Here is an 18,711-nt window from a genome sequence, read left to right as displayed (position 1 = left end):
GTGGAAACACTGATTACACAATGGCTGGATCAACAGCAGGTGAAGTATCGCCTGCTGATGCAAAGTAAACCCACCACCAGCATCGAAGAAACCGCGCAAGAGCGAGGCATTGACCCATCTCAAATGGTCAAGTGCATCCTGCTCAAGGATATGGGTAATCAGTATGCACTGGCCTGTACTGCTGGCGATCGTTCTGTCGCCCCCAAGAAAGTACGCTCGGTGCTGAATTGCCGTCGGATGACCTGCGTGTCGCTCACTGATGTTGAAGCGGTCACTGGCTTTAAAGTGGGTTGCGTTGGTCCGCTCGCTCTCAAGAGACACATGCCGATCATTTTTGATCCTTCCATTCAGAACAACTCGACCGTAACCATTAGCTCGGGTGTTCGAATGGCTGGCGTTGCGTTGGATCTCAATGATCTTATGGCGCTATGTGCACCGACCGTCGCAGATATCAGTCGATGATCGTTTCGATCAGATCATGCTTCGCAAACTTCATTTGAATATTTCATTGAGTACATTTTTTGTGTGAACTTCGTCATAAGAAGAACACATCACCAGTAAATACTTACTCAAAATAAAAGCATAAGTAGTCACAAAGTTAAATTTGCGTTATTGTAAATTTACTGACTAGCTATTAAGCAAATCAGTACAAGTGAATCCACTGAGTAACATCAGTATCCACTTTTGTGTAATGCATCTGTGACTATTCGCCCGTTTTAGACGGGCTTTTTTTTGTCAGAAATTTACAATTTGATTACACAAACAAAAAAATCCCGCCTATTCTTATACTTGTAACATTATGACTGCTTAATACCGAACAGGAAAGTTCACGGCAGTTCACTACTCAGTATTATTTTGGGGAGGAGCTCACGTAAAAATAGATATTTACTGAAGAAAGTGCTTAGAACAGCACAAATATCTAATTAACGTCAACTCTACTGCATATTACTCCATGCTTATCACAATTATTATCTCGGAGTTTTTCTATAATATGCAGGCTAGGTAAATATAAGGATAATAAAAAATGAGACTGTTTAAGCGCTATACACCGAGTATGATAGCTAAACATGTAAGTCGACTTTTCAAAGGACGAATCTACATTTACGGCGTAGGAAAATTTGAGTTTGATAACGGTAAGCTAGTGCTACCAGACCGAGCAGAAAAGCGTCACTTTCAAACAGTGAAAGAAATAAATAGTGAAATCATGAAACTGCGCTGCGCGTACGCATGACCTGATTATCTACAGAATTAAAAACAAAAAGGGTTGGCATTATGCCAACCCTTTTTTCGTATCAATGATGATTCGATAAATCACCAGAACACTATGTCACTATCGATGAGTCACTGGACGCTTAGCTAAATCAGGAAGATTGCCAGATAAACCCAGTGCGCGCTTCATGATCTCATCTTTCGCACCCGGTAATTGACCTGCTAGCTTCATACCGATACCACGAATCAGCTTCTTAGCTGGGTTATCGCCTTCAAACAGGTCTTTAAAGCCCTGCATTGAAGCAATCATTTTCGCCGCCTCTGCTTTTCTCCAGCGCTCGTAGCCGCGAAGATTACGCTTGGTGCCAATGTCCTCACCCGCAGTCCATAGCTTTAACAGCTCTTGTGCTAAGCTTGCTGCGTCTAATAGGCCAAGGTTAACGCCCTGCCCCGCTAATGGATGAATGGTATGAGCAGCATCACCAACCAAAGCCACACGCTCTACCGCAAAGTCACGTGCATAACGCATGCGTAGTGGGAATGCAAAACGGTCACCAACCACTTCGCATAATCCAAGCTTTGAGTCGAACTCTGCCGTTAGCTGCTTATTAAAATCAGTATCCGACATGGATACCAACTTCTCGGCACGATTTGGTTCCGTAGACCAAACAATCGAGCTCATGTGGCTTGGTTGCATTGGTAGAAATGCCAATGGGCCTTGAGGTGTGAATATTTGACGAGCAACGCTGTGGTGCGGCTCTGTGGTTTTGATGTTCGCGACAATCGCACTGTGTCCGTAATCCCAATGTGTTAATGGGATATCTTGCTGCTTACGAACCCAAGAGTTTGCGCCGTCTGCTCCAACAACTAACTTAGCTGTCAGCGCTTGGCCATTGTCCAATGTTAACCAAGCTTCACTTTCACCAATCGCCATCGTTTTACACGTTGCAGGCATATACAGGCTGACGTTGTCTTGCTTCTTAACCTGATCAAGCAGCGCTAATTGAATCACACGGTTTTCAACGATATGACCCAAGTTCGGCTGAGCCAAGCGTGTCGAGTCAAACTCAATACGGGCAAAGCTGTCTTGCTCCCACACTTCCATCGCTTGATACGGTGCTGCACGTCTTTGTTCGATACCTTGCCATGCACCTAAGTTGCGAAGAATCACTTCACTAGAACGACTCAACGCGGATACACGTACGTCAGGCAGCTCACTAAGCCCTTCACTGGGAGCTGTACCTTCAATGACAGCAATTCTTAGGTCACTGTCTTTCAGGGCAGCAGCAAGCGCTAAGCCAACCATGCCACCACCAACAATCGCGATATCAACACTTTGCATCATTATTTATTACCTTATCTTTCTACTAGGCCAAGCGTATGACGCAAAAGTGGACCTTTAAGTGGTGGAAGGTTATCTATTACGGCTAACCCAAGATTACGCCCAATGCGAGCGGTCATAAAATCGTTTGAGAACAGGTGAACTAGGCTTGAAGTCAACGTGATCGTTGCGTCTCTATCTTGTTCTCTACGTTTTCTAAAGTTAACAAGACCACGGTAACGACCCACATCATCCAACTGAGTACACAACTCTTCTGCCAAGGAAGCCACGTCTCGGATACCTAGGTTAAAGCCTTGCCCCGCAATGGGGTGAAGCGTTTGAGCAGCATTACCAACAATGGCAAATCGATGAGAGATATTTTGCTGTCGGTGACGAAGAATCAGTGGATAGCTCGCACGCTTGCCGACTTTCTCTAATCGGCCAAGTCGCCAACCAAAATCGCTCTGAAGCTGCTCAAGGAATTCGTCGTCGTTAAAAGCCATAACTTTATCGATTTGCTCCGGCGGTAAACACCAAACCAGAGACAAACGGTTATCACTCATCGGCAATAGAGCGACTGGCCCATGATGGGTAAAGCGCTCAAATGCGCGACCTTGATGGGGTTCGCTCGCCACGATATTGGCAATCACAGCAACCTGTTCAAAGTCATGTTCATTCAGTGGGATATTGAGTTGCTGACAACAGGTTGAGATTGCACCGTCAGCCGCAACCAGTAACTTAGTCGTTATGGTTTGCCCACTGTTGAGTTCGATAGTTGTCAGTGACTCACTTCGCTCAACTTTCGCTACCGAGTCCGGACACAACATCGTAATTGCCGCTTCTGATTCCAGCTTCTGCTGATAAATTCGACCAACATCGGCTAACTCGACTACATAGCCAAGTGCATCTACAGCCAGTTCTTCACTATAGATATCCGTCATCCCTGCATGCCCACGATCCGATACATGGATATCTTTAATCGGGGTCGCTACCGGAGCGATAGACTGCCACAGGTGCAGAGAGTCAAGGATCTGTACCGTGCCATAAGACAAAGCGATCGAACGAGAATCAAACCCAGGATGAGCTTGATGATCAACCTGATAAGGCTCAACCACCGCAATCGACAACGAGTCTTGGCTTAGGCGGTTCAGAGCAAGGGCTAACGTCGCCCCCGCCATTGCACCACCAGCAATTACAACATCATATTGAGCCATCATAACCTCAAACCGACAAACGATTAGTGAATGGTTGGCGCCGCATCTTCAGATGGGCGTGCACCAAATTCAGCATGAATCGTTAATGCACACGCTTTTACGTGCTCAATAACGTGCTCTAGAAGTTGTGCTTGTTCTTCCAGATCATCTTCTTCATCAATGCCTAGCTTTGCCATCTCTTCAAGATCAGCCAACGCTTCTTTCGTGCCTTCAGACGCTTTGTTCAATTGAGCGCCAACAAGACCTAAACCAGAGATGAAATGGTTAATCCAATCAGACACACCGTCAGCCAAGTCAAACAGGCTTGCGCTTGCGTCTTCGTCAGGCAGCAACATAGACAATTCCATGCCTGAACCTGTGATTTCACTGGTCGTTACTTTCAATGTCGCTTCCGCTAGCGTTAACGCGCTATCTGGCCAGCCCATACCTTCGTTGGTGTAATCAAAGATCAGCGGTTGCCAACTCTTATCTGCTAGGCTTAAGCCTCCGCTTAACATACCCGTTAATAAACCATGCATCTCAGCAGGGGTTACGGCTAAACTTGCCGATTGAAGTTCAGTCGCAACCGTTAGGTAATCAGGTAAAGTAGTTTCGCTCATCAGATAGCTCGCTCAGTTATTCTTTATATCGATAGTATAATCGTACCACTTCACCCCAATTCTGGTAAGCATCGATCCCCAGCAATTGAAGGATGACTGACTACCAATTGTTCAATTTGCTGAATTACTGTGTGCTCAAGCTCTCATTTACAAACAGTCACTCTGAAAAGCTTGAATCTTAATAGCGGTTTACCTATAGTTTCTCCCTCAGAGGAGATTGCTTCCTCATCGGTACTTGCACTTTTTCTTTCTCAAAAAATGGCGAAGGGCAATAGCCTTAAAATAGCGCGTTAAAGAGTTCATCCATCATGAGTAATCAAGCGGTAGACGTTGAAATATTAGGAAAACTGACTCGAGTGAATTGTCCACCAGGGCAAGAAGAGTCATTGATTGCAGCGGCGGCCGATCTTGATAATCGATTGAAAGAGATGGCTGAACGTACTAAGGTAACCAATGAAGTGAAGCTGCTGACTATCGCAGCTCTGAATATTTGCTACGAATTACAAACCAAGAAGTTTGAAGCAAATGATGAACAAAACGCACTGACCGAGCGAATGGAACAGCTCACGACATCACTTTCAGATGTCCTCAGTAAAGTTAAGCACGGACAGCAATAGCGTACACAAAATTTACCCTGGAGTGTTTGTCAGAGGATTCACGTCCCCGAGCCGATAAGCAATCCCTAAGGGTTAGTACTTGAGTGCTATTGAGCATGCTCGGTCCGCCGAGAAGCCTACGGTAATCATTGCTGATCCGCCTTGAACTCGCTGGTTCAAGGGCCATCTATTCTCAACGGCACTTTGGGGTATCCCTTCTTATGAAGACGCTCACACGCAGCGAATTTCGCAAACAGATCCGTATCAAACGCAATGCCTTATCTGGCGACCAGCAAACTCAATCCGGTATAGACTTAGTTAAGCAGTGTTCTCAGCTCAATGAGATTCAGTCAGCTCAACATATTGCCCTCTACATCTCTATCGATGGCGAACTCGATACCCAGCCTTTGATCGAATGGTTATGGGCGCAAGGTAAGCAAACTTATTTACCAGTATTACACCCCTTCTCTGCCGGACACCTGTTGTTTCTACATTATTCTCCAACCACACCCACTGTTTTGAATAAGTACGGAATCGTTGAACCCCAACTTAATCAAATGCTGGTTAAACCTTGCCAGCAACTCGATCTCATTCTTACGCCCCTTGTCGGCTTTGACTCTCATGGCCATCGTTTAGGTATGGGCGGCGGATATTACGATCGCACCTTGGCGAAGTGGTTCGAAACGGGCGAAGGCGCAACTCCTATTGGTTTGGCTCATGATTGCCAACATGTTGATACCCTACCGATTGAAGAATGGGACATTCCGTTACCTAAAATCGTGACTCCAAGTAAAACTTGGCAATGGGAAAACAACCATTAAAGCGCTATAATCGCGCCGCAAACGTTAACCTCGATATATAAACGTTAACTTCAATACGCGAACGATTAATTCAAAGCGCAAGACCTTATTCAGGAGAATGGCATGACTCAAGATGAAATGAAAAAAGCAGCTGGCTGGGCAGCACTTCAATATGTTGAAGAAGGCAGCATTGTAGGTGTAGGTACTGGCTCAACAGTAAATCACTTCATCGACGCACTTGGCACAATGAAAGACAAAATCAAAGGTGCGGTTTCAAGCTCTGTAGCCTCTACTGAAAAACTAGAAGCACTAGAAATCAAAGTATTTGAGTGCAACGACGTATTCAAGTTAGACATCTATGTTGATGGTGCAGACGAAATTAACGCTTCACGCGATATGATCAAAGGCGGCGGCGCTGCTTTGACTCGTGAAAAAATCGTAGCGGCTATCTCTGATAAGTTTGTGTGTATTGTTGACGGTACTAAAGCAGTTGATGTGTTGGGCAAATTCCCACTGCCTGTTGAAGTAATCCCAATGGCACGTTCGTACGTTGCTCGTGAGTTAGTTAAGCTTGGTGGTGACCCAGTTTACCGCGAAGGCTGCACAACCGATAATGGCAACGTGATCCTAGATGTGTACGGCATGGCGATCGAAAACCCGAAACAACTAGAAGATATCATCAATGGTATTGCTGGTGTGGTGACGGTTGGTCTGTTCGCTCACCGTGGCGCTGATGTGGTTATCACTGGCACGCCTGAAGGTGCAAAAATCGAAGAATAAATAATGGAAGATTGAGTTTTTCTGTTACTTCATTACATACGGTGCCCTAGGGCGCCGTTTTTTTTGCTTTATTGCTGTAAAATTATGTCTTATTCCGTAATTTTCTTACCCAAAACATTTTTTTTTTGTTACTTTATTGTTCAGAAGACGCACAGGGAAAACGTTTGTCTCCTAACAAAGTGGTGAATTTGTTCCCCTTTCAGCCATTTTGTAGCACGTGCGCCGCATTTGCCCAACCTTTCCATTTTAAGGACGAGAACAATGGCCAAAGTTTCACTGGAAAAAGAAAAAATAAAAATTCTACTTCTAGAAGGTCTTCACCCTTCTTCTGTAGAAGTACTGCAAGCCGCTGGTTACACAAACATTGAGTACCACAAAGGCTCGCTACCGGAAGATGAACTTCTTGAAGCAGTTAAAGATGCTCACTTCATTGGTATTCGTTCTCGCACTAACATCTCCCAAGAAGTTATTGATGCAGCTGAAAAACTGGTTGCCGTTGGTTGTTTCTGTATTGGTACTAATCAAGTCAACCTTCAAGCAGCAGCAAAACGCGGTATCCCTGTGTTCAACGCACCGTTCTCAAACACTCGAAGCGTTGCTGAACTTGTTCTTGGCCAGGTTTTACTACTACTACGCGGCATTCCAGAAAAGAACGCTCTTGCTCACCGTGGCATCTGGAAAAAGAGTGCAGACAACTCTTACGAAGCCCGAGGTAAGCGTTTAGGTATTATTGGCTACGGTCACATCGGTACTCAACTGGGTATTATTGCTGAAAACCTTGGCATGCGTGTTTACTTCTACGACATTGAAAACAAACTGTCTTTGGGTAACGCAACGCAAGTTCATACCATGACCGAACTGCTGAATAAGTGTGATGTGATCTCTTTACACGTCCCTGAAACCAACGAAACAAAAGACATGATGGGTAAAGAAGAGTTCGAGCGCATGAAGCCTGGTTCTATCTTTATCAATGCAGCACGTGGCACAGTGGTAGATATTCCAGCTCTGTGTGGCGCTCTAGATTCTGGTCACCTTGCAGGTGCAGCGATCGACGTTTTCCCAACAGAACCAAAAACCAATGCAGACCCGTTTGAGTCGCCATTGATGCAGTTCGACAACGTGATTCTTACACCTCACGTAGGTGGTTCAACTCAGGAAGCACAAGAGAATATCGGTGTTGAAGTGGCTGGCAAGCTAGCGAAATACTCTGATAACGGTTCTACGCTATCAAGTGTTAACTTCCCAGAGGTATCTCTACCGCTACACACGGGCACGTCTCGTTTGCTGCACATTCACGAAAACCGCCCAGGTATCCTAACTCAGATCAACACCATCTTCGCTGAAGAAGGCATTAACATCGCGGGTCAGTACCTACAGACTGCGGCTGATATGGGTTATGTAGTTATCGATGTAGAAGCGGATCGTTCAGAAGAAGCATTGCTTAAACTGAAAGAGATCGAAGGCACAATCCGTGCTCGTCTACTTCACTAATCATCGAACTCGATATTAGTAAAAACAAAAAGGCTCTCATTATGAGAGCCTTTTTAGTATTTGGCCTATCGTAGGTAATTAGATCATCATGATCCAAAAGCCTCTATAGCGATGTCATTACTCTTCGATTTGGTAGATCACATTAACGCGATCGCGAATGGTGATCGTTGAGTCTTCATAAGAGTTCGATTCAGTTCTCGCATCCATCGCCATTGAACGCATGAGCACAGGCTGAGAAGATTGTGCGTTGTAATCAACACGCCAAACATCACCTAGCTCACGCTCAAAACCACTCGCTAATGATTTGGCTTTTGATGTCGCATCTTTAATAGCTTCTAAGCGCGCTTGCTCTTGATACTTAGCTTGGTCGCGAACTTGCAGCTGAATGTTATCGATCTGATTAATGCCCTGCCCGATAGCAATATCCATGTATTCATTAAGGTTCGCTAGCTCATTAACTTGAACGGTCACATTACGTGAGGCGCGGTAGCCAACCAGTTCAGGTTTACCATCTTTTGGATAATGGTATTGAGGAGATAGGTACAGGTTCGAGCTGTGAACACTCGCCTCATCAACACCAGCTTGATGCAACTTATTTAGAAAGCCTGTCACGACTTTATCAACGGTATTTTTAGCCTGTTCAGCAGTCATCGTAGATTCCACGACTCTCACAGAGAATGTCGCCATATCAGGTGTCGCGATCACTTCACCATAGCCTGTCGTTGAAATATGAGGAAAGGATGGAGAGTCTGCCAATGATGGAAAACTCACAGCACTCAAGGCCGCAGTAAGAGTAAGAGACGTTGCTAACATCTTTGGTACAAGCTTCATTAGGTATGACCTATGCTAAACAAATGTACTTTCATCATAGAGCAATTTATCGTTTAGCCAATCCAGAGCACGCACTTCTAACAGAACTTTGACGCTGAAAAAATCAACAGCTTACTGAGGCAAGTGATTGTGAGCAAAACTTAATACCGCTTGGGATACCTCTTTTAACACCCCACTCTCGAGCTGCCAATGGTGCCAATAAATGCGATAAGACAGCAGAAAGCCAGGGGTAATGTCAATAAGATCACCAGACTCTAGCTCATCGATAATCTGCAATCGAGGAATCAAGCAATAGGCAACACCCGACAACGCTAAACGCACAAATGCTTCCGAGCTGCCGACAGTATGATTAATCACACTGTCTCTCGGGACGTTAAAATGATCATGCAAAAACTTCTTATGCAGGTCATCGTATTGATCATAGGAAACCGCAGGCGCCTTGCTTAACGTGGCGTAATTTACGCCCTCTGAAAAGTAACGCTGATGAAAATCAGGGCTAGCCACGCAAACATAATCCATCCTACCGAGATAATCGGCACTGCAGCCTGGAATCGCTTGAGACTCCAAACTGATTGCACCGGCCACCTCGCCACTTTTTATCTTTTCAATGGTTCTCGACTCACCATGAATCGCGAGGTTCAACTCGACTTGGCGAGATTTCATCACATCCGACAAAGCCGGTAGCAGCCATGTCGCCAAACTATCAGCGTTGGTGGCTATGGATATCGATAGTGGCTGAGTTCCCTCTTCATTCATCAACTCAGGCACAAGTTCGTGCTCTAACAAACGAACACGACGATATAAGCCCAGTAATTTTTTACCCGCAGGCGTTGGCCTAGGCGGGCTTTCTCTCACTAAGGCAGGCTGAGCCAACCACTTTTCCAGCTGTTTGATGCGCTGAGATACCGCCGACTGGGAGATATATAACTGCTCAGCAGCCCTTTCGAAGCTACGTTGTTTTACTACGGCATCCAGTGCTTCTATCCACTTATAATCCAATCCACGCATCAATTTGCTTCCTTTTTAAGCTAACTCAATGCCACATTAGCAACTCTAATAATAGATTAAAATCATTAATTATACTTATTTAAAGGGTCGGAGTATCTTCGCCATATAGCACGTAAATATCGTTAAATAAGTGGAGGTTAAAATGAGTTTTTGGGTTTTATTACAAGGTTTTGGTCTAGGGGCAAGCATGATTATCCCTATTGGCGCTCAGAATGCGTACGTCCTAAATCAAGGGATAAAGCGCAACCACCATTTAACCACTGCAACAATCTGTAGCCTGCTCGACACTCTGTTTATCTCATTGGGTATCTTTGGTGGCGGTGCGATTCTGTCGCAAAATGAATTGCTACTCACCTCGGTCACGTTAGGCGGCATCGCTTTTCTAACCGTGTATGGTTTGTTATCACTACGCAGTGCCTTTAAAGCGCCCTCAAGCGAGGAGTCAAAAGGAGAGATACTGGCTCGTGGTAAGCGCACCGTTATTTTGGGCGCATTGGCGGTTACTGTGTTAAACCCACATCTCTACTTAGATACGGTGGTGATTCTTGGGTCGATTGGCGGGCAGTTTGAAGGTAACGACAGAATTGCTTTTGCTATGGGAACCATCTTGGCTTCATTTGTTTGGTTTTACTCTTTGTCACTGGGCGCGGCAAAGCTAGGCCCAACGCTATCTAAACCGAATGTTAAGAAAGGCATTGATATCGCTGTAGCAACTATGATGTTCGCAATTGCTGCTGTGCTTACCAATGGACTGGTTGAGCAATACTGGTAAGCAATTAAAGAACAAAGACTGTCGACCAAGCCAAAGATGACATCAGTAACTCATTAATATAATGAGTTACGCTAGAATGACTCGAATTTTACTGTTAAGTTCACTCAGCGCAGCTTCAAGGCTTGGTTCCGGTTGGCTCAAGTGATTTATCAAGGTCATGAAATAGCTATCCATAATCAATGGCATTTTTTCAGAAATAGATGCATCGACATTAACAGTCTGAAAGAGTGCCTGATCAAAGGTACGGTAATAGTCTAGATCCCAAATGACCTCTTTGAGTAACGCTCGACTTAACTCAACATTATCAAAATAATAGCTGTAGTAGTGTCCAATTAGCGAGATACCGATATCCACAGCACGTTTATCTTGCTCAGCCGCTAACACCTCCTGACCAATCTTTTCCAACTGTGATAGCATTCCTTCTCGAAGAATAGTCAGCTTGGTTTCAAAATGACTAAACACCGTGCCATCTGCCACACCCGCGTGGCGAGCGATCTGTCGAGTTGTGGTGTTGTCATAACCATTTTCCCCAAACAACTCCCAAGCAGACGCTAAGATCTTCTGTTTCGTTATCTCTCTCTTACTCACGAAAATACATCCTTCTCTAATCAAGCTTGATCATACTCTTAGTGCTCTAATTTGACAAATTGAGCGCGCTCAATTATAAAATGAGCGCGCTCAATTTAACTTTGGAGATACGGACATGATGAATATATTAAACCGACTGGGACAAGTGCTGATTTTTCTGCCCACGATCTTTTGCTTCTCTTATCTACTTCGACCGCTACTGATGATGATTCTGATTCCTGGCGGTTTATGTTTATTGGCTATTTTGGGAGGACAAGAAGTAAGAAAGCCCTTATATGCGATGTTAAAAACATCGTTGTGGCCGACGTCGAGTAGAACACGAAATAGGGATATACAAAGAAAAGAAGCTAAGCAGTAACAACAACTAACGAGTAAAAGGAATGATATTGAAGACAACAAAAAAGGCGGATAACCTAAGTTATCCGCCTTTTTATTCAACTTGTCGAAGCTTTATTAGCCCTCAACTTTGTTCATGTGAACATCCATTTGTGGGAATGGAATTTCGATACCTTCTTTATCCAAGCCTTCTTTGATTGCTTGCATCAGGTCGAAGTAAACATTCCAGTACTCTGCGGTGCTAACCCATGGGCGAACCACGAAGTTAACAGAAGAGTCAGCAAGTGTGTGAACACCCACTTGAACGCCTGGTTCTTTCAACACGCGCTCGTCAGATTCACAGATCTTAGTCAGAAGTTCTTTGGTCTTTTGTAGATCAGCACCGTAAGAAACACCGATCATTAGGTCGATACGACGTGTGTCATGACGAGAGTAGTTAGTAATTGGGCTACCAATAACGCTACCGTTTGGTACCACTACCATTTTGTTATCTGGCGTTGTTAGAACCGTTTGGAAGATCTGAATTGAATCCACTGAACCTGCTACACCACCAATTTCCACATAGTCACCAGACTTAAATGGACGGAATGCAACGATAAGTACACCAGCAGCAAAGTTAGATAGTGAGCCTTGTAATGCAAGACCAACGGCTAAACCAGCCGCACCAATAACAGCAACTACAGATGCCGTTTGAACACCTAATCGACCTAGTGCAGCAATTAAAACAATAACAAACAATAGGTAGCGAACTAAGCCGTGAATAAATTCCACAACCGCTCGGTCCATTTTCTTCTTCTGAAGAACCTTAGACACGCTATTCGCTACTGCTTTAACAATAAGGTTACCAATAAATAGAATTATCAGTGCTGAAATGATATTTACGCCATATTGGATAAATAAATCTGAATTATTTGTTAACCACTGCTCTGCTTGAGACAAACCATCCACAAGTGGAGTCTCAACCGCTGTCGAACTCTCAGCCATAATGTGCATCCTCTATATAATATGCTATGGGCTAAACTGCCTTAAGCCTAATTTACTCTACAATATAATAAACAGTTTAATGACCGTTAAGTCATTGTGTTCAAAGTAAATTAAAGCCAAGTCCTTTTTATAAACTGAACCAAGTTCAGTTTTTCGGCACGATATCCTATCTTTGACAGATTGCAAAGTCATATTTATGTAAGCTTTTGAATTATTGAAACTTACCAATAAATACAAATACCGATAACTCAATCCTAGGAAATTTATTCACCACACGCTAGGTTTTTCACATATTTAATACAAGTTTTTATCAGACATAAAAAAACCCGCTCAATGAGCGGGTTTTTAAAACTTAAAGAGTACCTAATTCAAAGAATTATAGTACGTCGATAGCGTTAAGGTCAGCAAATGCTTTCTCAAGACGAGTAACCATTGAAGCTTGACCAGCACGTAGCCATACGCGTGGATCGTAGAACTTCTTGTTTGGTTGGTCTTCGCCTTTAGGGTTACCGATTTGACCTTGTAGGTAATCGAAGTTTTCAGCAGAGTAAGTACGGATACCATCCCAAGTTGCCCACTGTGTATCAGTATCGATGTTCATTTTAATAACACCGTAGCCGATAGACTCTTGGATTTCTGCTTCAGAAGAACCAGAACCACCGTGGAATACGAAGTTTAGAGCGTTAGGTGCAATACCGAACTTCTCTGCACAGTATGCTTGAGAGTCACGTAGGATAGTTGGAGTAAGTACAACGTTACCAGCTTGGTAAACACCGTGTACGTTACCGAAAGAAGCCGCGATAGTGAAACGAGGGCTAACTGCGTTTAGGATTTCGTAAGCGTAAGCTACATCTTCAGGAGAAGTGTAAAGCTCAGATGCGTCCATATCAGAGTTATCAACGCCATCTTCTTCACCACCAGTACAACCTAGTTCGATTTCTAGAGTCATGTTCATTTTAGCCATGCGCTCTAGGTACTTAGCACATGTTTCGATGTTCTCTTCTAGAGACTCTTCAGAAAGATCGATCATGTGAGAAGAGAAAAGAGGCTTACCAGTTTGTGCGAAGAACTCTTCACCAGCGTCTAGTAGACCGTCGATCCATGGAAGAAGTTTCTTAGCAGCGTGGTCAGTGTGCAGGATAACTGGAACACCGTAAGACTCAGCAACAGCGTGTACGTATTTTGCACCAGCAACAGCGCCAAGGATTTGTGCGCCTTGACCTTCAAGTTTAACGCCTTTACCAGCGAAGAAACCAGCACCGCCGTTAGAGAACTGAACAACAACAGGAGCTTTAACTTTAGCAGCTGCTTCTAGAACACCGTTGATTGAATCAGTGTTAACAACGTTTACAGCAGGAAGTGCAAACTTGTTCTCTTTTGCGATTTCAAATACTTTCTGTACGTCATCGCCAGAAATTACACCAGGTTTTACAAAATCGAAGATCTTAGACATGGAAATAGTCCTATTTATTCTATCGTTTTAAGATTAAAAAACTTAAGTTCAAAAACTTGCAATCGTTTGCTCACAACTTATGTCATTCTAGCAAAAAAGTGTGATATGCAGCAAACGTTAAAAGGCGAGATTCACATCTCGCCTTTCTAAATCAATTATGCTTTAGCACGCTCTTCAAGCATTGCTACTGCAGGAAGTACTTTACCTTCAACGAATTCAAGGAAAGCGCCACCGCCAGTAGAGATGTAAGAAACGTCAGCTTTGATACCGAACTTGTCGATAGCTGCTAGCGTGTCACCACCACCTGCTACAGAGAAGCCTGCAGACTCAGCGATTGCTTTAGAGATACCAGCTGTACCCGCTTCGAAGTTTTTGAATTCGAATACGCCTACAGGGCCGTTCCAAAGGATAGTTTTAGCGTTGCCGATGATTTCAGCTAGTGCCGCAGTTGAATCTGGACCAAGGTCGAAGATCATGTCGTCGTCTTGAACTTCAGAAACGTGCTTGATTTCAGCTTCTGCGTTTTCGTCGAATGCTTTAGCACATGCAACGTCAGTCGCTACTGGGATAGCACACTCTTTCATTAGTTTTTGAGCCGTTTCAACTAGGTCAGCTTCGTATAGAGACTTACCTACGTTGTGGCCTTCAGCAGCGATGAATGTGTTCGCGATACCACCACCAACAACAAGCTGGTCAGCAATTTTAGAAAGAGATTCTAGAACTGTTAGTTTAGTAGAAACCTTAGAACCACCAACGATAGCCACTAGTGGGCGAGCTGGGTTGTCCATTGCTTTACCAAGCGCTTCAAGCTCAGCAGCTAGAAGAGGGCCAGCACATGCTACAGGAGCGTAAGTACCAACACCGTGTGTAGAAGCTTGAGCACGGTGAGCTGTACCGAATGCATCCATTACGAAGATGTCACATAGTGCAGCGTATTGCTTAGAAAGCGCTTCTTCGTTCTTCTTTTCGCCTTTGTTAAAGCGAACGTTTTCAAGAACAACAAGTTCACCAGCGTTTAGCTCTAGGCCGTTTACGTAATCTTTAGCTAGTTTAACTTCGCAGTCTAGTGCGTCGTTTAGGTAGTTAACTACAGGAGCTAGAGAGAACTCTTCGTTGTATTCGCCTTCAGTAGGACGACCAAGGTGAGAAGTAACCATTACCTTTGCGCCAGCTTCTAGGCAAAGTTTGATAGTTGGTAGAGATGCAAGGATACGTGCATCTGAAGTTACTTTACCGTCTTTTACTGGTACGTTTAGGTCAGCACGGATAAATACGCGTTTACCTGCAAGTTCCAGGTCAGTCATCTTGATCACAGACATGATTTGTCCTCTCAAATTTAAATAAATATAAAGTTTTGGAAACTCAGCAACCCTGCTAAGCCTATAAATTATTCAACTGGTAATTCTTTCACTACCAATAATATGTGGACTCTTAGTATTTATTTCAAGCTAAAAAATAAATAATCCGCACATTTGCTTCTAGGTCTTACTTCTTGCCTTCAGAAGCTTGCATTGCAAGAACCGTATCTAGCATTCGGTTCGCAAAGCCCCATTCATTGTCACACCACACTAGCATTTTAACTAAGTGGCCGTTGCTCACTCGAGTTTGTGAACCATCAACGATTGCGCTATGGGGATCGTGATTAAAGTCGATGGAAACGAGCGGCGCTTCAGTATAGTCAACTATATTGTGTAATGTACACTGGGATGCATTAACAATGGTTTGATTTACGTCATTAACTTTCACATTTGCATTAATTGTGACACTTAAATCCATCGCTGTTACGTTTACCGTCGGCACACGCACAGATATAGCTTCAAATTTGTTGGAAAATTTCGGGAAGATTCTTTCAATACCTTTATGCAACTTGGTATCGACAGGAATGATCGATTGGCTTGCCGCTCGAGTACGACGCAAATCGCTGTGGTACGCATCGATAACTTGTTGATCATTCATTGAAGAGTGAATAGTCGTAATAGTACCGGACTCAATGCCAAAGGCGTCATCAAGAACCTTAATGATAGGGACAATACAGTTGGTGGTGCATGAGCCATTGGAAACGATTCGGTGGTCCGCTTCAATGGTATCGTGATTCACACCATAGATAATGGTGTTATCGAGGTCATTGGCACCAGGGTGAGAAAACAGTACCTTTTTTGCCCCAGCAGCAATGTGCGCTAGGCCGTCATCTCGGCAACCATAAACTCCGGTACAGTCGAGAACAATATCCACTTCTAGGTCACGCCAAGGCAACAGCTCAATACCAGCAAGATGTAAGATACGAATGGTATCGAACTCACCTTTATCTTCCGCACCAATGCCGTGATGGACATAGATGTGCTCTTGATCGTTGGAGATTTTCTTGCCGAAGCGGCCGTGACTAGTGTCGTATTGCAATAGATGAGCCATAGCGTCAGGCTGAGCAAGCTCATTAACAGCTACTACTTTGATTTGTTGGCTTTTGCCACTTTCATAGACAGCGCGTAATACATTACGCCCTATTCTTCCAAATCCGTTTATCGCGACTTTTAGCATAGTTCCGTACATCTAACCAAAATTTCGTGCAACAGATGATAACTGAATCCTACCCAAAAGGCATTACTTGAATAACGCCGTTTAGTTAAGACAGGTTAATCTGTTGCTTGTAGAGATAAGCCTAGAAGAAACAAATCCCAGATACAAAAAACCGAGCTCAGCGCTCGGTTTTTTCCTTCATTTAACTGTTAGCACAAGGCCATCAGTCAATGATTAAGCAAGAAGCTCTTTCGCTGTGTTTACTACGTTTTCAGTAGTGAAACCGAACATCTTGAATAGCTCACCTGCTGGTGCAGATTCGCCGAACGTTGTCATACCGATGATCTTGCCACCGAAGCCAACGTATTTGTACCAGAAGTCAGCGATGCCAGCTTCTACTGCGATACGCGCTGTAACGTCAGATGGAAGTACAGACTCACGGTATTCAGCGTCTTGCTTGTCGAACGCGTCAGTTGCAGGCATAGATACTACGCGTACTGCTTTACCTTCAGCGGTTAGTTGTGCAGCAGCTTCAACTGCAAGCTCAACTTCAGAACCAGTTGCAATGATGATTAGCTCTGGCTTGCCTTCACAATCTTTCAGGATGTAACCACCCTTAGCGATGTTAGCAACTTGCTCAGCATTACGATCTTGTTGTGCAAGGTTTTGACGAGAGAAGATTAGAGATGAAGGACCATCTTTACGCTCAATAGCCAGTTTCCAAGCAACAGCAGACTCAACTTGGTCACATGGACGCCATGTGCTCATGTTTGGAGTCAGACGTAGAGAAGCGATCTGCTCAACCGGTTGGTGAGTAGGGCCATCTTCGCCTAAGCCGATAGAATCGTGCGTGTAAACTTGGATGTTCTGAACTTTCATCAGAGCAGCCATACGCATTGCGTTACGCGCGTATTCCATGAACATTAGGAACGTTGCGCCGTATGGCACGAAACCACCGTGCAGAGCGATACCGTTCATGATAGCCGTCATACCGAATTCACGTACACCGTAATGGATGTAGTTACCAGAGAAGTCAGTTGCTTCAAGAGACTTAGAACCAGACCACATAGTCAGGTTAGAAGGCGCAAGGTCAGCAGAGCCGCCCATGAATTCTGGAAGCATTTGACCAAACGCTTCTAGTGCGTTTTGAGATGCTTTACGTGAAGCGATGTTTGCTGGGTTAGCTTGAAGATCAGCAATGATTGCGTTTGCTTTCTCTTCCCACTCAGCGGGTAGCTCGCCGTTAGTACGACGTTTGAATTCAGCTGCTAGCTCTGGGTAAGCCGCTGCGTATGCGTCAAACTTCGCGTTCCACGCTGCTTCTTTCGCTGCGCCTGCTTCTTTCGCATTCCACTCAGCTGCGATATCTGCTGGGATTTCGAAAGGACCGTGTTCCCAACCCAATGCTGCTTTAGTTGCTGTGATTTCATCAGCACCTAGTGGAGCACCGTGACAGTCATGCGTACCCGCTTTGTTTGGAGAACCAAAACCGATGATAGTTTTAGTACAGATAAGCGTAGGACGAGGATCCGCTTTAGCCGCTTCAATCGCTGCGTTGATAGCGTCAGAGTCGTGACCATCTACTGCTGGGATTACGTGCCAGCCGTATGCTTCAAAACGCTTAGGTGTATCGTCAGAGAACCAACCTTCAACTTCACCATCGATAGAGATGCCGTTGTCATCCCAGAAAGCAACCAGCTTACCAAGACCTAGCGTACCTGCTAGAGAACATGCTTCGTGAGAGATACCTTCCATCAGACAGCCATCACCCATGAATGCATAAGTGTAGTGGTCTACGATGTCGTGGCCTTCTTTGTTGAACTGTGCCGCCAGTGCTTTCTCAGCCATTGCCATACCAACAGCGTTAGTGATGCCTTGACCTAGAGGACCAGTCGTTGTTTCGATACCAGGAGCGTAACCGTACTCAGGGTGACCTGGAGTCTTAGAGTGCAGTTGACGGAAGTTTTTCAGGTCTTCAATTGAAAGCTCGTAACCTGCAAGGTGAAGCAGAGAATAAATCAACATTGAACCATGGCCGTTAGACAGAATAAAACGGTCGCGGTCAGCCCACTCTGGGTTTGCTGGGTTGTGGTTCAAGTGGCCACGCCAAAGAACCTCAGCGATGTCAGCCATGCCCATAGGTGCGCCTGGGTGGCCTGAATTTGCTTGTTGAACACCGTCCATGCTAAGTGCGCGGATTGCATTGGCTAGATCT

At 44.6% G+C, this 18,711-nt stretch carries 18 protein-coding genes and 1 other RNA gene; 8 read left to right on the top strand and 11 right to left on the bottom strand.

Going from position 1 to position 18,711, the window contains the following annotated elements:
• Window positions 1-462 (top strand): aminoacyl-tRNA deacylase, encoded by a 462-nt coding sequence (locus tag CWO27_RS20780; protein WP_107899447.1) that lies wholly within the window; start codon window positions 1-3, stop codon window positions 460-462.
• A gap of 562 nt (window positions 463-1,024) precedes the next feature.
• Window positions 1,025-1,231, top strand: a complete 207-nt coding sequence (locus CWO27_RS20775) for a DUF1107 domain-containing protein (protein WP_009847660.1) — start codon at window positions 1,025-1,027, stop codon at window positions 1,229-1,231.
• Between the two features lie 99 nt (window positions 1,232-1,330).
• Here CWO27_RS20775 and CWO27_RS20770 read toward each other — a convergent pair whose 3' ends face one another.
• From CWO27_RS20770 to CWO27_RS20760, 3 genes are read right to left on the bottom strand one after another with little or no spacing between them, the layout of a single operon-like run.
• On the bottom strand, window positions 1,331-2,554 hold the full coding sequence (locus CWO27_RS20770) for an FAD-dependent 2-octaprenylphenol hydroxylase (RefSeq protein WP_107899446.1): 1,224 nt from the start codon (window positions 2,552-2,554) through the stop codon (window positions 1,331-1,333).
• 11 nt (window positions 2,555-2,565) lie between these two features.
• A complete protein-coding gene (ubiH, locus tag CWO27_RS20765) occupies window positions 2,566-3,744 on the bottom strand; it encodes a 2-octaprenyl-6-methoxyphenyl hydroxylase (RefSeq protein WP_107899445.1) in 1,179 nt (392 codons plus the stop codon).
• Between the two features lie 23 nt (window positions 3,745-3,767).
• Window positions 3,768-4,343 carry a YecA/YgfB family protein gene (locus CWO27_RS20760; protein ID WP_107899444.1) on the bottom strand — a complete coding sequence of 192 codons (576 nt, stop codon included), beginning with the start codon at window positions 4,341-4,343 and terminating at the stop codon, window positions 3,768-3,770.
• A 308-nt stretch (window positions 4,344-4,651) separates the two neighbouring features.
• On the opposite strand from CWO27_RS20760, the gene zapA reads away from it, so the two are divergent.
• The 5 genes from zapA to serA all read left to right on the top strand — a co-directional run bounded on the left by zapA (window position 4,652) and on the right by serA (window position 8,010).
• The gene (gene zapA, locus CWO27_RS20755) at window positions 4,652-4,960 is read left to right on the top strand and encodes a cell division protein ZapA (protein ID WP_004735366.1); all 309 of its coding nucleotides are present in this window, start codon (window positions 4,652-4,654) and stop codon (window positions 4,958-4,960) included.
• An 11-nt stretch (window positions 4,961-4,971) separates the two neighbouring features.
• Window positions 4,972-5,154: non-coding RNA, 6S RNA (ssrS, locus tag CWO27_RS20750), on the top strand.
• A 6-nt stretch (window positions 5,155-5,160) separates the two neighbouring features.
• Window positions 5,161-5,760: a 5-formyltetrahydrofolate cyclo-ligase gene (locus tag CWO27_RS20745; protein ID WP_102431719.1), complete on the top strand. Its 600-nt coding sequence runs from the start codon at window positions 5,161-5,163 to the stop codon at window positions 5,758-5,760.
• Window positions 5,761-5,862: 102 nt separating this feature from the next.
• A complete protein-coding gene (gene rpiA, locus CWO27_RS20740) occupies window positions 5,863-6,519 on the top strand; it encodes a ribose-5-phosphate isomerase RpiA (RefSeq protein ID WP_048605825.1) in 657 nt (218 codons plus the stop codon).
• 261 nt (window positions 6,520-6,780) lie between these two features.
• On the top strand, window positions 6,781-8,010 hold the full coding sequence (serA, locus tag CWO27_RS20735; RefSeq protein ID WP_055319631.1) for a phosphoglycerate dehydrogenase: 1,230 nt from the start codon (window positions 6,781-6,783) through the stop codon (window positions 8,008-8,010).
• 117 nt (window positions 8,011-8,127) lie between these two features.
• On the opposite strand, the gene CWO27_RS20730 is transcribed toward serA, so the two are convergent.
• Both CWO27_RS20730 and CWO27_RS20725 read right to left on the bottom strand, forming a co-directional pair.
• Window positions 8,128-8,841, bottom strand: a complete 714-nt coding sequence (locus CWO27_RS20730; protein WP_048611414.1) for an oxidative stress defense protein — start codon at window positions 8,839-8,841, stop codon at window positions 8,128-8,130.
• Window positions 8,842-8,952: 111 nt separating this feature from the next.
• Window positions 8,953-9,849, bottom strand: coding sequence for a LysR family transcriptional regulator ArgP (locus CWO27_RS20725; protein ID WP_102478912.1), 897 nt, complete (start codon window positions 9,847-9,849; stop codon window positions 8,953-8,955).
• Window positions 9,850-9,991: 142 nt separating this feature from the next.
• Here CWO27_RS20725 and CWO27_RS20720 point away from each other — a divergent pair, with 142 nt between their 5' ends.
• The gene (locus CWO27_RS20720; RefSeq protein WP_102431279.1) at window positions 9,992-10,621 is read left to right on the top strand and encodes a LysE/ArgO family amino acid transporter; all 630 of its coding nucleotides are present in this window, start codon (window positions 9,992-9,994) and stop codon (window positions 10,619-10,621) included.
• 66 nt (window positions 10,622-10,687) lie between these two features.
• On the opposite strand, the gene CWO27_RS20715 is transcribed toward CWO27_RS20720, so the two are convergent.
• The 6 genes from CWO27_RS20715 to tkt all read right to left on the bottom strand — a co-directional run.
• Window positions 10,688-11,209: a TetR/AcrR family transcriptional regulator gene (locus CWO27_RS20715; protein ID WP_102431280.1), complete on the bottom strand. Its 522-nt coding sequence runs from the start codon at window positions 11,207-11,209 to the stop codon at window positions 10,688-10,690.
• Between the two features lie 453 nt (window positions 11,210-11,662).
• On the bottom strand, window positions 11,663-12,529 hold the full coding sequence (mscS, locus tag CWO27_RS20705) for a small-conductance mechanosensitive channel MscS (protein ID WP_102431282.1): 867 nt from the start codon (window positions 12,527-12,529) through the stop codon (window positions 11,663-11,665).
• 376 nt (window positions 12,530-12,905) lie between these two features.
• Complete coding sequence (gene fbaA / locus CWO27_RS20700) at window positions 12,906-13,982, bottom strand: class II fructose-bisphosphate aldolase (RefSeq protein ID WP_060982706.1); 1,077 nt, start codon at window positions 13,980-13,982, stop codon at window positions 12,906-12,908.
• A 155-nt stretch (window positions 13,983-14,137) separates the two neighbouring features.
• Window positions 14,138-15,301, bottom strand: coding sequence for a phosphoglycerate kinase (locus CWO27_RS20695; protein WP_017059064.1), 1,164 nt, complete (start codon window positions 15,299-15,301; stop codon window positions 14,138-14,140).
• 166 nt (window positions 15,302-15,467) lie between these two features.
• Window positions 15,468-16,517: an erythrose-4-phosphate dehydrogenase gene (epd, locus tag CWO27_RS20690; RefSeq protein ID WP_107899467.1), complete on the bottom strand. Its 1,050-nt coding sequence runs from the start codon at window positions 16,515-16,517 to the stop codon at window positions 15,468-15,470.
• 213 nt (window positions 16,518-16,730) lie between these two features.
• A partial coding sequence (gene tkt, locus CWO27_RS20685) for a transketolase (protein ID WP_107899443.1) occupies window positions 16,731-18,711 on the bottom strand: 1,981 nt, incomplete at its 5' end.

Origin of the sequence: Vibrio sp. 10N.286.51.C3, from assembly GCF_003050065.1 — a bacterium.
GTDB classification, from domain to species: domain Bacteria; phylum Pseudomonadota; class Gammaproteobacteria; order Enterobacterales; family Vibrionaceae; genus Vibrio; species Vibrio crassostreae.
This window is presented reverse-complemented; position numbering and strand designations above follow the sequence as displayed.

Bases quoted from the DNA above. Each gene is read 5' to 3' on its own strand.
- CWO27_RS20775 (WP_009847660.1), top strand. From the start codon at position 1,025: ATGAGACTGTTTAAGCGCTATACACCGAGTATGATAGCTAAACATGTA.
- CWO27_RS20770 (WP_107899446.1), bottom strand. From the start codon at position 2,554: ATGATGCAAAGTGTTGATATCGCGATTGTTGGTGGTGGCATGGTTGGC.
- ubiH (WP_107899445.1), bottom strand. From the start codon at position 3,744: ATGGCTCAATATGATGTTGTAATTGCTGGTGGTGCAATGGCGGGGGCG.
- CWO27_RS20760 (WP_107899444.1), bottom strand. From the start codon at position 4,343: ATGAGCGAAACTACTTTACCTGATTACCTAACGGTTGCGACTGAACTT.
- zapA (WP_004735366.1), top strand. From the start codon at position 4,652: ATGAGTAATCAAGCGGTAGACGTTGAAATATTAGGAAAACTGACTCGA.
- CWO27_RS20745 (WP_102431719.1), top strand. From the start codon at position 5,161: ATGAAGACGCTCACACGCAGCGAATTTCGCAAACAGATCCGTATCAAA.
- rpiA (WP_048605825.1), top strand. From the start codon at position 5,863: ATGACTCAAGATGAAATGAAAAAAGCAGCTGGCTGGGCAGCACTTCAA.
- serA (WP_055319631.1), top strand. From the start codon at position 6,781: ATGGCCAAAGTTTCACTGGAAAAAGAAAAAATAAAAATTCTACTTCTA.
- CWO27_RS20730 (WP_048611414.1), bottom strand. From the start codon at position 8,841: ATGAAGCTTGTACCAAAGATGTTAGCAACGTCTCTTACTCTTACTGCG.
- CWO27_RS20725 (WP_102478912.1), bottom strand. From the start codon at position 9,849: ATGCGTGGATTGGATTATAAGTGGATAGAAGCACTGGATGCCGTAGTA.
- CWO27_RS20720 (WP_102431279.1), top strand. From the start codon at position 9,992: ATGAGTTTTTGGGTTTTATTACAAGGTTTTGGTCTAGGGGCAAGCATG.
- mscS (WP_102431282.1), bottom strand. From the start codon at position 12,529: ATGGCTGAGAGTTCGACAGCGGTTGAGACTCCACTTGTGGATGGTTTG.
- fbaA (WP_060982706.1), bottom strand. From the start codon at position 13,982: ATGTCTAAGATCTTCGATTTTGTAAAACCTGGTGTAATTTCTGGCGAT.
- CWO27_RS20695 (WP_017059064.1), bottom strand. From the start codon at position 15,301: ATGTCTGTGATCAAGATGACTGACCTGGAACTTGCAGGTAAACGCGTA.
- epd (WP_107899467.1), bottom strand. From the start codon at position 16,517: ATGCTAAAAGTCGCGATAAACGGATTTGGAAGAATAGGGCGTAATGTA.